Raw genomic sequence first — 16,502 nt, forward strand, 5'->3', positions numbered from 1 at the left:
CGATTAGGCCTCCTCCTTATTGCGCAAGAAATAAATGGTATCCAAGTGGAAGGTCTGTGCGACTTCTTGAATATGTGCAGCTTCAATATGCTCTACCTCATCAATGAGCTGGGACGTTGTGCGCTCTCTTCCGGATAACACTCGATTGAAATCAAAGCCAATCATCTCAAACGAAGAATCATCAATCTCCCGCAATTGATTCGCAATCATGGCCTTCGTCTGGCTGATTTCAAGCGATTGCAGCTGCCCAGCCTTCATCGCATCCAACTGCTCAATAATAATTTGCCGGGCTTTATCGAAATTCTCGAACTCAATACCTGACTGAATGGTACAAATACCCTTGTGGCCTTCAAAGCGAGAAGCTGCATAATATGCAAGGCTGTTTTTCTCCCGCACATTTATAAACAGCTTTGAATGCGGGTAACCGCCTAATATGCCATTGTACATAAGCGCGGCAGGATAAGCATCGTCCGCATACGTAATCGTAGATCGAAGCCCCATATTCAACTTGCCCTGGCTAACCTCCAAACGTTCAATGACGGTGTTCGGTTCACCAATACGTGGTACTGGAATAGAACGTGCATATGGTGTCTCCACGTTTCGATCGATACGGAATGAAGCCTCGACACAGCGTTCTACCTCTTCATAGGACGTATCTCCAACAACATATACGTCAATCGCCGCATGCTCAAGCAGCCAGCGATACTTATCGGTTAAGGTCGCTGCATCAATTCCATCCAGATCGTCCCGATTACCAAGCGCATGCAGTCGATACGGTTCATTCTTGCACATTTCTTCCACACAGCGTTCTGCTGCGTAGCGAATTTTATCGTTGACAATAGATTCAATCCGCTGACGCACTGTCTGCTTCTCTTCTTCTACATACTTATTGCGCAATGTTCCATTGTCCATAACTGGTGCTGTAATGGCTTCACCCAAAAACTGAAATGCTTGGGCAAGCAAAGACTCAGATGAACTTACAAATGCATCATTAATAACGTCCATGCGGAACTGGATAATTTGATAATCTGCTCGCTTGAACACATCGAAGCCGAAGCCCGCTCCATACAGCTCATCAAGTCGCTCGCGGAACCGAATCGTCTCTGGATAAGAAGCCGTCCCTCTCCGTAATACAAAAGGCGTAAGTGCCGTACTCGTTACGGTATCCTCTTGAAGAGGAATGCCCACATACACAGAGATGGCGAACGTTTTGAAGCGCTTTGTCGGCATAACATGAACACGCATGCCTTTAACCTTTCCCCGTTCAAATGTCGGTTTGCTCACCATATCTAACCCCATTTCTTCCGTGATTGTCACGGTGAATTGCAACCATGTTGCATGTTATATTCAGTGATAATCCAATGTATACCTTCTCGCTTCCGTACACATATGATCAATCGTTCAACATCCTTAACATACCGAAATGGAAACAAAGAAGCAAATGGACTGAACGCCATTGCTTCTTCATCCCGCTTCTGTATGTAGCATCCCGTACCGTCTCATCTCAACTGCCGCTTCGGTCACTTGATTACATACAGAAGATATGTTTGCCGATTGTTTTGACTTGAGGTCGAGTCCAAATCCACTTCGAAGTTGCCGTCTCAGGGTTGAAATAGTACAGACAGCCACCAGAAGGATCCCAGCCATTAATGGCGTCCTTCACCGCTCGTTTGGCATTCTCGTTCGGTTCAAGCCAAATCTGTCCATCCGCTACTGCAGTAAATGCCCCTGGTTGAAAAATTACGCCATACGCTGTCTTCGGAAAGCTTGGCGACTTCACACGGTTCAATATTACCGCGGCTACAGCTACTTGTCCCTCATAAGGCTCACCGCGCGCTTCGCCATACACGGCATTGGCCATAAATTTTAAATCATTCTCCGACAACCCTAAATTGTTGGAGCCGCTAACATTATTATTTGTTGAGCCAGATGGCTTGTTAGGTGCCGTTCCGCCCGAAGTTTCAGGCTTCCAATTTTTCGTAGCTTTTACTAGCATTTCTTTGGTTTTCGATCCAACGATTCCGTCTGACTTCATGCCGAACTTCCATTGGAACCATGTCACTGCATTCTTCGTCGCGGGACCAAAGATTCCATCTGTCTTACCATCATAGTAACCAAGGAATTTCAATCGACCCTGTAACTCCTTCACATCTTGGCCTTGGGAGCCTTGCTGCAGTGTTGCATTGCTAAATGTGGCTTCCGTCTTGCCCATATGCTTGTACTGGAACGCTCCAATTAGCATGAATACAATACATATCGTGATCCAAATCATCCGTTTTCTCATGCCTAACGTCTACCTCTCTCTTGTGAATTTAACAGGATTGGCAACTTTATTATGAGATAACGGATAGAGATCTATGCACTTACAGCCAACACCTACTGCATAAGCAAAAGAGAGCGCAGGGCGCTCTCTTTCTGTATCCTATTTAGGATGAAATTTTGCTTTGTTGATATTGTTCCAATGTGATCAGCACTTCACGCGGCTTACTGCCCTCATGCGCGCCAATCAAGCCCTGCATATGCATATGATCAATCAGACGACTGGCGCGGTTATATCCGATGCGCATCCGGCGCTGCAGTAGCGATGCCGAGGCTTGCTGCGCTTCGAGCACGATTTGAATCGCTTGATCATACAACTCATCGACCGGTTCATCAGAAGCGTGTCCGCTCTCATCGATTTCCGGCACCAGCTCTTCGTTGTATTCCGCTTGCGCTTGACCGCTTACGAATCCAACGACTGCCTCGACCTCTTGGTCGGACAGGAATGCGCCCTGCACACGAATCGGCTTGGATGAGCCCATCGGCAGGAATAGCATGTCCCCACGTCCGAGCAGCTTCTCGGCGCCTGCCATATCCAGAATCGTTCGTGAATCCACCTGGGACGATACACCGAACGCGATACGAGACGGAATATTAGCTTTAATAACCCCGGTAATAACGTCAACCGATGGGCGCTGGGTCGCGATAATCAGATGGATACCAGCTGCACGCGCCATTTGAGCTAATCGGCATATTGAATCCTCTACATCATTGGCAGCGACCATCATCAAGTCCGCGAGCTCATCGACAATAATGACGATATAAGGAAGTACCTTGTCCGGCTCATCTGCAACCAGCTTGTTATACCCTTCAATATTCCGAGTCGCCGATTTGGAGAACAACTCATAACGCTTTTCCATTTCAACAACGATTTTCTTCAAAGCAAGCGAAGCGCGTCTTGGATCAGTAACGACTGGCGCAAGAAGATGCGGGATGCCATTGTATACATTCAGTTCCACCATTTTCGGGTCGACCATGAGGAACTTCACTTCATCCGGCTTCGCCTTATACAAGATACTCGTAATAATCCCGTTGATACATACCGATTTCCCCGAACCTGTAGCACCTGCAACGAGCAAGTGAGGCATTCGAGCAAGGTTGCCTACAATCGGCGTCCCGGCAATATCACGGCCTAATGTAATGGACAACCGTGACGGAGCATCAATGAAAGTTGGTGTCTCCATGACCTCTCGCATCGTAACGATTGATACTTCATTGTTCGGAACCTCGATCCCAATCGCGGATTTCCCTGGTATGGGCGCTTCCATCCGAATGTCCTTCGCTGCTAAGGCAAGTGCGATATCATCAGACAGGCTGACAATGCGGCTAACCTTAACCCCGATGTCAGGTTGGATTTCATAACGGGTAACTGCCGGCCCTCGAACGACCTCCAGTACCTTCGCTCGAACGCCGAAGCTCTCCAACGTAGCTTCCAGCTTGCGAGCTGTCTGCATGAAGTCGGCTTGATCGCCGCCCTTCCCATTTCCCTGCTGCTTCGCAAGCAGGTTGAATGGAGGCATCTTGTACGGTTTCGGAGGCGGCTTTTGGACAACGACTGCCTGCCCTGAGCCTTCACCGTCACTGAGCAATCCATCTGTCTCCAGATGGATATCACCCTCATCACCTGTAAGCTCATCCGCATGGTTATGCTCAATCTGCCCGTGCTTCATGTCTTCCGACTTAGCTTGATTCTCATTGTTCCAATCATCTTCAATGTCGTCTGCTGCCTCATCAATAGGAGAAGTGTGCGGCTTGGTAAATCCACTGATTGCTACATCCTCTTGGGAATCCGAATTATCAATATGATCGACGTCCGCAGTTGCTGTAAAATCACGGAACAATGGAGCATGGGATTGTTCGTCATCCTGTTCAATACGAGCAAGGAGTGCGTTCAGCTTCGAAGCTTTGCTTACCGTATTCATTGCAGCGGCTCCAGCCTCTGGCTGTATAGTGTGCTCTTCATTCAATCTAGCCGCGTGCGGCTTGCTTGTATATACAGCAGAACCTTCGTTGTATTCTTCATCATCTTCTTTGGTGGAGAGGAATCGCTTCTTGCTTGCCTCACTGATTTTGCCGAATATCTGCATAAATACAGGTGTGCGGCCTTGTAAATTCCCATCATCTTCTTCATCATCAAGCGCATCATCGAGCATGTAATCGTCGTCTGCGTCCTTCTTCGCCGATTTACGCTGCTTGCTTTCCATTCGTTTGCGCTCATTGATACGCGCTTTGCGCTTCTTCTTCATGACAGCCGCGAATTTCTTCACTTGGGTGCGAATCAGCCTCACAAGCTCAACATAGGAAAGCTGTGTAGCCAGCATGAAACCAATGAAGAGCATGACGATGGTGAGCAGTTTTGTTCCTAATGCACCAAATAATACAAATAAGGTACAATAAAGAATTGCACCTATATATCCGCCGCTAATGTCTTTCTGCAGCATCGTTCCAGCCGTGCCTGTATCGGTTGCTTGCACGAGTTCTAAGTTCAAAGCATTATGTATGTCTTTCAATATGTACCCAGCACTTACTTCATCCGTTGCAGTTGGCAAAATACGTTGTTCTACCGCGTGCACGGTACTTATCATCGTCAAAGCAAGAATAATGACCATGATGCCGCTCTTGCGGGAGTTCCAGCCTGAAGGCCACTGGCGTTTAATCATTACCGACAATCCAATATATATGAACACGAGCGGTATGAAAAAGTACCATTTACCAAGCAGCAAGCCTGATATTTTTGATAAGGAGCGCCCGAACGCCGCCCCGCCAGCCAGCGCAATGACGGAACAGGTAATCAGCAATATGCCATAGATTTCGTATTTCAGGCTCTTGCTGAAGGATTGCTTTTTCTTCTTCTTACGGGCCAAAATGCCGTCACCTCCATCCCTCATTATAACACAGAACAACCGTTCTTCCTATGACCATTCCATAACAAGGGAATTGAGAAAAATAAAAAAGACAGAGTCCGGGTAGGATCTGTCTAAATGAGAAATATGGATCAGTGTGGATCACGTGACCTCACATCACACAAGATAACACTTAGCGTAGAGGAATAATCGTACCGGGCGAAAACCCCGGATCCAGAAAATCATGCATACTTGTGTCTTTCAGCAATCGTTCGATACGAACCGTCGTATTGTCGACCTGCTGTACAAGCAAGGTGCGTCCCTGCCACTGCATTTCGAAAAAAGACGGCTCCTTGTCTATCCCTTGCAGCACTTGCTCCATCGGAATAATTGTATGCAGCATTATCCTCGCTCCTTTGCTGGCACATACATTGCCTGTGTACCAGTATGCTGCGGATTACCCCCACACTGTCCACCTAATAGCATTGGCTGCTCAGACGTGTTGGCCTGATGTTCACAATGATTCGAATCTGCTCCATGCTGGGCATGCTCATGATGGCCTTGATCATGTTGTGTTTGTTCATGCTGGGCATGCTCATGATGACCTTGATTATGTTGTGCTTGTTCATGCTGGACGTGCTCATGATGACCTTGATTATGATGGCCATGATCATGGTGCCCCTCCTTCGAACATCTCTCTGCACGCTTCTCTTCAATCAAGCGATTCAAATGCTCCAATGCAGTACCAATTCCGCCGACTTCATCAATTAGGCCATGCTTGACAGCATCCTGTCCGATTACCGTCGTCCCAATGTCGCGCGTCAGCTCGCCAGTTGTAAACATTAAGTCCTTGAATTTGTGTTCCGAAATATTCGAATGAGCTTTAACGAAGCGAACGACACGTTCCTGCATTTTCTCTAAGTACTCAAAGGTTTGCGGCACGCCAATGACAAGACCCGTTAATCGAATCGGATGAATCGTCATCGTCGCTGTCTCCGCGATTACACTCACATTGGCAGACACAGCAATCGGCACTCCTATACTATGCCCTCCTCCAAGTACCAAGGTCACCGACGGCTTGGACAGGGAGGATATCATCTCTGCGATAGCCAGACCTGCCTCTACATCGCCACCAACCGTGTTCAATACGATAAGTACACCCTCAATTTTATGATTTTGCTCCACTGCGATAAGCTGAGGAATGACATGTTCGTATTTCGTTGTCTTGTTCTGTGGAGGCAATACGATATGCCCCTCAATCTGACCGATGATATTCAAGCAATAAATATTTGACTCACCAGTTGACGGAATCGATGCCGTCCCCAGCTGTTGGATCGTTTCTACCGTTGGCGGACCCTTGGGTAGCTGCTGCGGCTGTCCCTGTGGATCTAAAGGCTGTTCGTTCATCATGTTCCATTACCTCCAATTGACCGGTACAATGCCGTCATAGCATGCTTCACCCTGCGATGTTTTATACAGCAGCGGGAACGCAAAAAGCCGCCGACCCTACCTTACGGCAGGAACGGCGGCTGATAACGTTCGTGAGCGAGAATGACTGGTGACTGGGATTCTCGCTCACTTCGTTCTATACTTCCATAATGATTGGCAAAATCATTGGACGACGGCGCGTTTGTTCGTACAAGAAACGTCCAAGCGCATCCTTCACATTCGTCTTCAGTGATGCCCATTCGTTCACATTTTCATTCATTAGCTTATGCAGTGTTGAAGTGACGATGCGGTTCGCTTCATCAAGCAGTCCTTCCGATTCCCGAACATAGACAAATCCACGAGAGATGATGTCTGGTCCTGACAAAATCGTACCTTCCTGCTTGCTGAGTGTAACAACAACAACCAAAATCCCGTCTTGGGAAAGTAGCTTCCGATCGCGCAATACGATATTGCCGACATCGCCGACACCAAGACCATCGATAAGTACATAACCGGATTGAACCTTAGAGCCACGACGTGCAACACCATTTGTAATTTCAACAGTATCACCGATATCTGTAATGAAGATATTCTCGCGCTCAATTCCGACTGCTTCCGCCAAATCAGCGTGGTTGCGCAACATACGGTATTCACCGTGAATCGGAATAAAGTACTTCGGTCTCATCAGATTCAACATCAGTTTCAATTCTTCTTGACTGCCGTGACCAGATACATGGACGCCAGTCTTCGATCCGCCATAGATAACATGTGCGCCTAGTCGGCACAATTCATCGACAGTTCTACCTACGTATTTTTCGTTGCCTGGAATTGGTGTAGCTGCGATAACTACGGTGTCACCTGGCAGAATATCAACCTTGCGGTGCGTAGAACGCGCCATGCGCGTCAAGGCTGACATCGGCTCGCCTTGGGAGCCTGTGGACAGGATTACTACCCGGTCAGCAGCCATCTTGTTCACTTCTTCAGGTTCGATCAGCATTCCATCAGGTATGTTCAAGTAGCCAAGTTCGGAAGCGATCGTGACGACGTTCACCATGCTCCGACCAATGACTGTTAATTTACGGTTTGTTGCATATGCTGCATCAATGACTTGTTGAATACGGTGAATATTTGAAGCGAATGTCGCAACAACTACACGCTGCTCTGCCTTCCGGAAGATATCTTCCAGAACGACACCCACACTACTTTCTGATGGTGTAAAGCCTGGGCGTTCTGCATTCGTACTGTCGGACAGCAGTGCAAGAACTCCTCTCTGGCCAATTTCCGCCATACGCTGCAGGTCAGCATACTGACCGTTGACCGGCGTATGGTCAAACTTAAAGTCTCCTGTATGAACGACGCATCCTTCGGGTGTATCAAGACATACACCAACCGAATCCGGGATGGAGTGGTTCGTCTTGAAAAAGCTTGCACGAATAGCTCCGAGCTGAATTTCCGAGTCAGCTGTAATTAGAATTCGCTTTGTTTCACCTAGCAAATTCGCTTCCCGCAATTTGCTCTCAATCAATCCGAGCGTTAATCTTGTTCCGTATACTGGAACGTTCAAATGCTTCAGTACATATGGCAACCCGCCAATATGATCTTCATGTCCGTGCGTAATCAAGATTGCTCTTACTTTATCTCGATTCTCCGTGAGGTATGAAATATCCGGGATGACAATATCTATTCCGAGCATGTCTTCTTCCGGGAACTTCAACCCTGCGTCTACGACGACGATATCGTTACCGTATTGGACGACGTACATATTTTTTCCGATTTCACCTACGCCGCCCAATGCGAAGATGGACAATTTATCAACGTTGTTTTTCTTCGACAATTGGATCTTAACCTCCTATATTCAGTTGGCCGTCGTACCAATGAACATCCTTCTTTTGAAAAATATACCGCACCCAGTCACTTGATATCCATTATACATGAACAAAAGTAAAAAACACAAGTCGGCGATTTGTCCTCCTATTGTTGCCGAAAAACACAAAACCGATGCTGGATCCCAGCATCGGTTTCGTAAGTGCGCTATTGTGCACTTTGTAAAAGTTCTATTTTCCTATTTTTGCTTAATGGATTGAACAAGCTCACGGATCGCTGCAGCCTCATCCGAAGTTGCCTCAACAAGCGGCAAACGGACGCTCCCTACCTCGAAACCAGCTAACTGGAGAGCTTGCTTCACTCCAACTGGATTAGGGCATAAGAACAGTCCCTTAAATACAGGGAACAGTTCATGATGCAGTCTAGCTGCTCCTTCATGCTGACCAGCTAGATAATGTTCAATCATCGCTTTCATCTGTGCACCTACGAGATGGCTAGCAACACTGACAACTCCATACGCACCAACGGACAAAGTAGGCAATGTCAAAAAATCCTCGCCGCTGTACACTCTAAATGAAGCGGGCGCACCAGCAACGATTTGCGATGTTTGCTCAAGACCAGCACACTCCTTCGTAGCAACTACATTCGGCAGTTCAGCCAAACGTAGCGTCGTCTCGACAGAAATGCTCGATGCAGTCCGTCCTGGAACATTGTACAGCATGATTGGCAAAGAGGTAGAGTTCGCAATGGCCTCAAAATGTCGATACATACCTTCTTGTGTCGGACGATTATAGTAAGGAGCGACAAGGAGGATGCCATCAACGCCCGCTTCCTCTGCTGCCTTCGTCAAATGAATGGAATGAGCTGTATTATTGCTACCTGTACCAGCAATAATGCGTGCACGTCCATTTGCCTTCTGAGCTGCAAAACGGAATAGCGCAATCTTCTCGTCGTCTGTCAATGTAGGAGATTCCCCTGTCGTCCCACACACAACGATACTGTCGCTCTTCTGTTCTTCAATCAAAGCATTCAGCAAACGCTCGAACTCAGACCAGTTTACCTCATTATGTTCATTGAACGGCGTCACCATCGCCGTAATTAATCTACCAAAATCCACTAAAGACTCCTCCTCCTGCGACATTATGCGCAAGGCCCGGACATCCCTAGCGCTGCGTGCTATCGATTCAGATGGAACTTCGCATGCAGCGCTCGCAAAGCCCGAACCATATCTTCCTTGCGTACAAGAACCCAAATCGTTGTATTGGAGTCGGCGGATTGAAGAATCTGAATTTCTTGCTCTGTCAAGGCTTCTACGATGTGTGCCATAATACCTGGCACCCCATTGATGCCTCCACCGATTACAGATACTTTCGCACAACCCGATAACGATTTTGGCTCGAATCCCATCTCTTTGAGCACATGCAGTGCCCGCGGCGCATCGCTATCAAATACCGTATAAACCGCGCCAGAAGGGGTTACATTAATAAAATCAACACTAATTTGATTTTGTGCCATTGCCTTGAACACTTTTAATTGCAAATCATATACGCCTTCGCGCGATTCCACCGTGATTTGCGTTACATTGCCGACATAGGCAATTCCCGTTACGAAGCGATCAACGATGTCAGGCTGCATATCTCGGAACCCTTCCGGATTCGTAACAAGCGTTCCCTCTTCATCGCTGAATGTAGAACGAACGCGAACAGGCACCTGCGCTTGCATCGCAATTTCCACCGCGCGCGGATGAATAACTTTGGCGCCGTGATGTGCCATGTTGCATATTTCTGCATAACTAACGATCGTAAGCGGCTTCGCGTCCTCTACCAGTCGAGGATCTGCCGTTAGGATGCCGTTAACATCCGTATAAATATCGACAATTTCTGCGTGCAGCGCCGCACCCAATGCTGTTGCAGATGTATCACTGCCACCACGGCCAAGAGTCGTAAAGTCACCTGTTTCTGTTTGGCCTTGGAATCCTGTTACAATTACAACCTGTACATCTTTCCACGCATCAACGACCCGATCCGGAGTAACATCCAGAATACGGGCATTATTGAAGTGGCTATCTGTCTTGAAACCAGCTTGAGCACCTGTTAGCACAGTAGATGTAATCCCCTCACTGTTCAACAAGCTGCACAGGGTTGTAGCCGAGATAATCTCGCCGCAGCACAATAGCATATCCTTCTCACGTGCTGGCAAACTGTCCCCGTTCTGACCGGCCCAATCAAGTAATGTATCGGTTGCATATGGTTCTCCTCGTCTTCCCATTGCTGATACAACCACAGCTAATTGGTAACCCTGCGCCAGTTCCCGACGGATATGGTGTATGACTCTTTCTCTGGCTTCGGGTGTAGACAAGGAAGTTCCACCAAATTTTTGTACTAATATTCGCATGTGTTATTTCCCCCAACTAATGAAGACTGACTGCCAGAACGAAATAAAAGGCTATTCAACGAATCACGCAGTGACCAAGCTGAACACACCTTGTCAAGTAAGACAAAAAGGCAGGAGCGGCCTGCCAATTACTGCCGCTCCGAAGCGATGTACTCTGCGATTTGTACCGCGTTCCATGCAGCGCCTTTCATTAAATTGTCGGATACGACCCACATATTCAATGCGCGTGGCTGAGACAGATCACGACGCAAACGGCCAACGAAAACATCTGGCTTGCCTGCAGATTCGGTAGCAAGCGGGTACTTCTGTTCAGAAGGCTCATCGACGAGCGTCAATCCTGGCGCGTTTGCCAACAGCTCGCGCACATCCTCCATTTGGAAGTCGTCCTTCAACTCAACATATACAGATTCAGAGTGGCCATATACGACCGGAATTCGGACGCATGTTGCCGTCACTTGAAGGCTATCATCATTCATGATCTTCTTGGTTTCACGGATCATTTTCATTTCCTCGAGCGTGAATCCATTATCTTGGAACTTATCGATTTGAGGAATAGCATTGAATGCGATTTGATGCTTCACGGGCAAAGAACCAACTGGAAGAATGTCCGGCTCAACTTCATTGCCTGCAAGCACTTCTGTAGATTGACGCAACAGCTCGCTAATCGCTTTGCTGCCAGCGCCTGACACTGCTTGATACGTAGACACGATGATGCGGGAAATACCGTAGCGATCATAGAGCGGCTTCAAAGCTGCTACCATTTGAATCGTGGAACAGTTCGGATTGGCAATAATGCCTTGGTGTTCCTTCACTTTCTCGATGTTCACTTCTGGAACTACGAGTGGTGTGTTGGGATCCATACGGAATGCATTGGTATTGTCAATACATACCGCTCCACGTTCTACAGCTGCTGGAGCCAACTCTTTACTAACGTCGCCGCCTGCGCTGAACAGGGCAATATCAACGCCTTCGAAGCTCTCCGGTTTCGCTTCCTCAACCGTAATTTCTTGACCGTCAAATACGATCTTCTTACCGGCTGAACGTGCCGAAGACAACAACTTCAAAGATTGAATGGGGAATTGACGTTGTTCCAATAATGCAATGATTTGTTCCCCTACTGCACCCGTAGCACCGACTACAGCAACATTATACCGCTTCTGATTCGTCATCTGTCGTTTCTCCCCTCTATACCCACAATCTTTCAAACATCTATATTATGATAATTTGCGTGGTATGCTATGTTCAGTATAAGAACCGTTCAATTAATACCGGTTGAAGCTGCTTGCCTTCTAATGCTGCATAGCATGCCTCTGGTACCAAGTCCATGCGCGCCACCAATGAATTCGGCTTCTGCTGTGGATTATCTTGGCCGAACGGAACGAAGTATATGTTCTTGGCTACAAGGAGTTTGGCTATATTGGCTGCGTTTAAACCGAGTCCATCATTAGTCGAAATCGCAAGCACAAGAGGGCGCTGGTTGCGCATTTGTGCTTTGGCTGCCATAAGGACAGGGCTTTCTGTCAATGCATTTGCCAGCTTACTCGTCGTATTGCCTGTGCAAGGCGCGATCACCATCACATCCAGCAATTTGGATGGCCCGAGCGGTTCTGCGTCCACAATTGTAGAAATGATATCATTACCAGTAATCTCTTTCAACTGTCTCTGCCAATGATCGGATTCCCCAAAGCGTGTATCGGTCGTCATGACCGAATGTGATGCAATCGGGATAACGCGCGCTCCAGCATCTACGAAGCGTTTCACCTGAGGCATTACTTCTTCTAATGTGCAGTGTGAGCCTGTTAGTGCATAGCCAACTGTCTTCCCCGTGAAGTTCATTGTCCATTCCCCCGATTCCGCATGTCCTCAAGCAACAGCTGCGTGATACTCTGTGCCAATATTCGTCCAGCAGACTTCGGTGCGACAATGCCTGGCAATCCTGGTGCCAGCATAGCCTTGATCCCCCGCTTCTCCGCGAATCGGAAATCCACGCCACCCGGCAGGGAAGCAAGGTCGATAATCACGGCACGGTTAGGGATTTGCGCTATGACCTGCGCTGTGACTATCATAGTCGGTATCGTATTAAAAAGCAAGTCGATATTTGCCGCCTGACGCGCGAGATCTGCTATGAAAAAAGGCTTGAAACCCATTTCTGTCGCTCTGGCAAAATGTTCATCTCTGCGCACCCCAATCCGCACATTAGCCCCTAAGCCAAGAAGGGTGCGTGCCAATGTGAACCCTGTTCTCCCCATCCCAAGAACGACCGATTCAGAACCATGAAGGGTGATATCGGTGTTCTGAATCGCCATCATAATCGCGCCTTCGGCCGTCGGAATGGAATTGTATATTGCAACATCATCCCGATCGAACAATTCAACAAGCGAGAGGCGGTATTTCGCACACAGCTTGCTTAAATATGGTTTGGCCATCCCCGTAAAGACAACACAATGCTCCGGCAGTACCGCAATATGCTCTTCCGTCAGCACCAATTCATCCGATGTAAAGATGGCATGAACCTTCCCACTGTCATCAGTTCCTACAGCAGGAAGCACAAGAGCATCCGCCTGCTTCAACAGCTCGATAGAGAGGGATTGGCGCTGTACGCCATGATATGGGTTTTGCAGTTGATCGTACCCAACGATCGTGACACTGGCATCTAATTCAGTCAGCTTATGGATGATCTCAAGCTGGCGAGCATCTCCGCCAATAAACACGACCTGAACTCCAGTTAACATCCTCGCTGATCACTCCTTTCACAAACGTGCACACAACGTATAAAACATCTTATGCGCACGCCTAAAAAGGGTGCAGCCATGTGCAAGCCCATCTCAAGACGCAAAAAAAACGCAGCTGATTTACCAAAACGGTAATTCAACTGCGTCCTATTTGATCATTATTTTACTTCGTTCCGGTATGACCGAAGCCGCCTTCTCCGCGTTCCGTATCAGTCAACTCGTTTACCTCGACAAGTTGAATAGATGGAACGAATTGAATCACCATTTGCGCAATACGCTCATTGCGCTCAATCGTGAAGTGAGTCTGTCCAAGGTTGGCTAGCAAGACCTTCACCTCTCCGCGGTAATCGGCATCAATCGTTCCTGGTGAATTCAAGCAAGTAATGCCATGCTTATAGGCAAGTCCGCTGCGTGGACGAATCTGTGCCTCTAAGTACTCAGGCATTGCCATGCAAAATCCAGTAGGCACGAGGGCGCGATGGCCGGGTGCTAATGTAAGCGGCTCTTCTACCGCTGCATATAGATCGAAGCCTGCTGCGAGTTCGGACATTTTTTGAGGGAGCGGTACATCCTCATTGCCTGGCAGGCGTTTAATTTGAACTTGGTGTGATTGTTGTAACAAGTTGATCCCTCCTGAATGCCGATATTGCTTTATCATTTGCTCCGACCATTGAACCTGCGAATGGATGGGAAAGCATACGGTTCAATACAAAGGTAACGTCTTCTAGCTTAATCGATTCAATTCGAGCGATGATCTCATCCAGCGTGAAATGCTTGCCTAGCATCAGCTCATTTTTCCCTAATCGATTCATTCGGCTGCCTGTGCTCTCAAGGCCGAGGATAAGACTTCCCTTCAACTGCTCCTTGCCTTTGTGAAGTTCTTCCTCAGACAAGCCCTTCACTGCCAGTTCACCTAGCATATCCAAGGTTAAATCAAGCACTTCCTTCGTCTGCTTCGGTGCGGTTCCTGCATAGAGCGTGAATAGACCGCTATCTGCATGTGACGAATGATAGGAGTAAACAGAATAGGCAAGTCCACGCTTCTCGCGAATTTCCTGGAACAGGCGAGAGCTCATGCCGCCACCGATCAAGTTGTTGAGCAATATCATAGCGTAAAGGCGCGGATCTGTCATCGAACAGCCTGGCAGGCTGAGACAAATATGATTCTGTTCTGTCTTCTTCTTATGATATATGAATTCACTATGGAAGCTTGGTTCCGTTAATATGGCCGCAGGCTCATCATTCGTGAATTGTCCGAAGTGCTTCTCCAGCAATTCGATGATCGAGTCATCAAAGTTACCTGCTACTGCAATGACCGTATTCGAGACCGTATAATGATTCTTCATATATGCGCGGAGATGATCAGGCCCCATTGGTGTCAGGCGTTCCTTCGTTCCTAATATCGGATATGCGAGCGGGTGTGTGCCAAAGGCAGCACGAGTAACCAGATCATGCACCGTATCATCCGGTGTATCCTCATACATCGCAATTTCTTCAAGGATTACATTTTTCTCTTTCTGCAATTCCTCGTCCAGCATGGATGACCGGAAAAACATATCGGACAGCACATCAACCGCTATCGGCAAATGCTCATCCAATACTTTTGCATAATAACAGGTATATTCTTTGGAAGTGAACGCATTAACACTTCCTCCGATCGCATCGAAGGAGTCTGCGATTGCTTTCGCATCAAACCGTTCTGTTCCTTTGAACATCATATGTTCGATAAAATGGGAAATCCCGTTGGTCGTTTCATCCTCATTGCGTGAACCTGTCTTAACCCATATCCCAAATGAAACGGAACGGCAGGTTGATATTTTCTCCATCACGACACGAAGGCCGTTAGACAGCTGCACTTTTTCCACCGGCAATTCCTCCTCGTCCAAGTACATTTCCAAGTATGCCTTTCTAATCCTACCAGAAATCTGATCACCTCTCAACTTCAATCGGAGGCACCCGCTTCTCAGAAAGTGTTTCTCCTACCGTACCTGGTACAATGCCCTTTTGCTTCAATATCCGAATCATTTCCTTCAAGGCTGTACTGGATGGCTCCGTTGGATGCATGAGGATCAGTGATCCCGGTTCTGTCTTCTCTTGAAATCTACGCAGTATCGTAGCCACAGAGGGCTTCATCCAGTCTCTCGTATCAAAGGTCCACAGCACTGTCTTCAATCCGAGTGCATGTGCTGTACGTACCGTCAACATATTGAAGTCTCCTGATGGTGGAGCGAACCATTTATTCTCTACGCCAAGCGTTTGCTTCAGCAATTGCTTCGTCTTCTCAATTTGCTGCGTCTGGTGCCCCTCGCTTAGCTCGCTCATATTCGGATGAGAGTATGCATGATTCTCCATCTCATGTCCCGCCGCCTGAATCCGCTTCGCAATGTCAGGATTTTTCTTCAACCAGCTGCCGTCTAAGAAAAATGTCGCATGCACCTTCTCATCTGCTAGCACTTTCAGCATTGGATCGATGTACTCGTTCCCCCAAGCGACATTGATCATAAGCGCTGCCATCGGCTTATTCGGATTCCCTCGATAGATCGGCTGTGGATCTAGACTCGTCAAGGAGACCTCCGGCTTCACCTCGCGCATGACCATTTTCAATTCAGCCGAACGATCTTTCCCCGAATTGGCAGTGTACGTTCGCTCAATATCTACTTCCTGCCCATTGTATCCGGGTATTGCCTTCCACACCCGATCAATGCGGGCATTAATTGGAGCAATATATCGTTTGGCTGCTTCCTCCTTGATTCGAGCCATTAATGGATCATTCGCAGCCTTATCCTCTACCCCCGATTGGTAAGCATAGCTCACGGCGAGCTCTGCCTTCTTCTCCTGCAAATAGCTTCTCACATCGGGCTGCGCTACTGCTGCCAGCACGATGACAACTCCTGCTGTTACGGCGAACCATTTCTTTAACTTTGGCTGCATCCAGTCCATTCCCTTCCAAGATAGTCCTTTT

General features: G+C 47.8%; 13 protein-coding genes and 1 pseudogene. All 14 read right to left on the reverse strand.

Annotated features, from left to right (window positions below):
* Positions 1 to 3: 3 nt before the first annotated feature.
* The 14 genes and pseudogenes from yfmF to M3661_RS16200 all read right to left on the reverse strand — a co-directional run bounded on the left by yfmF (position 4) and on the right by M3661_RS16200 (position 16,480).
* Positions 4 to 1,284: an EF-P 5-aminopentanol modification-associated protein YfmF gene (yfmF, locus tag M3661_RS16135; RefSeq protein ID WP_251486968.1), complete on the reverse strand. Its 1,281-nt coding sequence runs from the start codon at positions 1,282 to 1,284 to the stop codon at positions 4 to 6.
* Positions 1,285 to 1,528: 244 nt separating this feature from the next.
* On the reverse strand, positions 1,529 to 2,284 hold the full coding sequence (gene sleB, locus M3661_RS16140) for a spore cortex-lytic enzyme (RefSeq protein ID WP_021256492.1): 756 nt from the start codon (positions 2,282 to 2,284) through the stop codon (positions 1,529 to 1,531).
* A 142-nt stretch (positions 2,285 to 2,426) separates the two neighbouring features.
* The gene (locus M3661_RS16145; protein WP_251486715.1) at positions 2,427 to 5,183 is read right to left on the reverse strand and encodes an FtsK/SpoIIIE family DNA translocase; all 2,757 of its coding nucleotides are present in this window, start codon (positions 5,181 to 5,183) and stop codon (positions 2,427 to 2,429) included.
* Between the two features lie 172 nt (positions 5,184 to 5,355).
* Positions 5,356 to 5,565: a YlzJ-like family protein gene (locus tag M3661_RS16150; protein WP_021256494.1), complete on the reverse strand. Its 210-nt coding sequence runs from the start codon at positions 5,563 to 5,565 to the stop codon at positions 5,356 to 5,358.
* 296 nt (positions 5,566 to 5,861) lie between these two features.
* Positions 5,862 to 6,572, reverse strand: a pseudogene (locus tag M3661_RS16155) (ClpP family protease); the annotation flags it as partial.
* Between the two features lie 175 nt (positions 6,573 to 6,747).
* The gene (locus M3661_RS16160; protein WP_021256496.1) at positions 6,748 to 8,424 is read right to left on the reverse strand and encodes a ribonuclease J; all 1,677 of its coding nucleotides are present in this window, start codon (positions 8,422 to 8,424) and stop codon (positions 6,748 to 6,750) included.
* A 228-nt stretch (positions 8,425 to 8,652) separates the two neighbouring features.
* Positions 8,653 to 9,531 (reverse strand): 4-hydroxy-tetrahydrodipicolinate synthase, encoded by an 879-nt coding sequence (gene dapA, locus M3661_RS16165; RefSeq protein ID WP_251486718.1) that lies wholly within the window; start codon positions 9,529 to 9,531, stop codon positions 8,653 to 8,655.
* 59 nt (positions 9,532 to 9,590) lie between these two features.
* Positions 9,591 to 10,808 (reverse strand): aspartate kinase, encoded by a 1,218-nt coding sequence (gene dapG, locus M3661_RS16170; RefSeq protein WP_021256498.1) that lies wholly within the window; start codon positions 10,806 to 10,808, stop codon positions 9,591 to 9,593.
* A gap of 128 nt (positions 10,809 to 10,936) precedes the next feature.
* On the reverse strand, positions 10,937 to 11,977 hold the full coding sequence (locus M3661_RS16175) for an aspartate-semialdehyde dehydrogenase (protein WP_021256499.1): 1,041 nt from the start codon (positions 11,975 to 11,977) through the stop codon (positions 10,937 to 10,939).
* Positions 11,978 to 12,050: 73 nt separating this feature from the next.
* A complete protein-coding gene (locus M3661_RS16180) occupies positions 12,051 to 12,644 on the reverse strand; it encodes a dipicolinate synthase subunit B (protein WP_251486720.1) in 594 nt (197 codons plus the stop codon).
* Positions 12,641 to 13,540, reverse strand: a complete 900-nt coding sequence (dpsA, locus tag M3661_RS16185) for a dipicolinate synthase subunit DpsA (protein WP_021256501.1) — start codon at positions 13,538 to 13,540, stop codon at positions 12,641 to 12,643. Before dpsA ends, M3661_RS16180 begins: the two co-directional genes overlap by 4 nt.
* Before the next feature lie 163 nt (positions 13,541 to 13,703).
* Positions 13,704 to 14,162 carry a dUTP diphosphatase gene (dut, locus tag M3661_RS16190; RefSeq protein WP_065292593.1) on the reverse strand — a complete coding sequence of 153 codons (459 nt, stop codon included), beginning with the start codon at positions 14,160 to 14,162 and terminating at the stop codon, positions 13,704 to 13,706.
* The gene (locus tag M3661_RS16195; RefSeq protein ID WP_251486722.1) at positions 14,131 to 15,405 is read right to left on the reverse strand and encodes a M16 family metallopeptidase; all 1,275 of its coding nucleotides are present in this window, start codon (positions 15,403 to 15,405) and stop codon (positions 14,131 to 14,133) included. The genes dut and M3661_RS16195 overlap by 32 nt, the downstream gene beginning before the upstream one ends.
* Positions 15,406 to 15,469: 64 nt before the next feature.
* Positions 15,470 to 16,480: a polysaccharide deacetylase family protein gene (locus M3661_RS16200; RefSeq protein ID WP_251486724.1), complete on the reverse strand. Its 1,011-nt coding sequence runs from the start codon at positions 16,478 to 16,480 to the stop codon at positions 15,470 to 15,472.
* Positions 16,481 to 16,502 lie beyond the last annotated feature (22 nt).

The organism is Paenibacillus sp. MER 180 (assembly GCF_023713665.1).
Classification (GTDB): domain Bacteria; phylum Bacillota; class Bacilli; order Paenibacillales; family Paenibacillaceae; genus Paenibacillus_B; species Paenibacillus_B suaedae.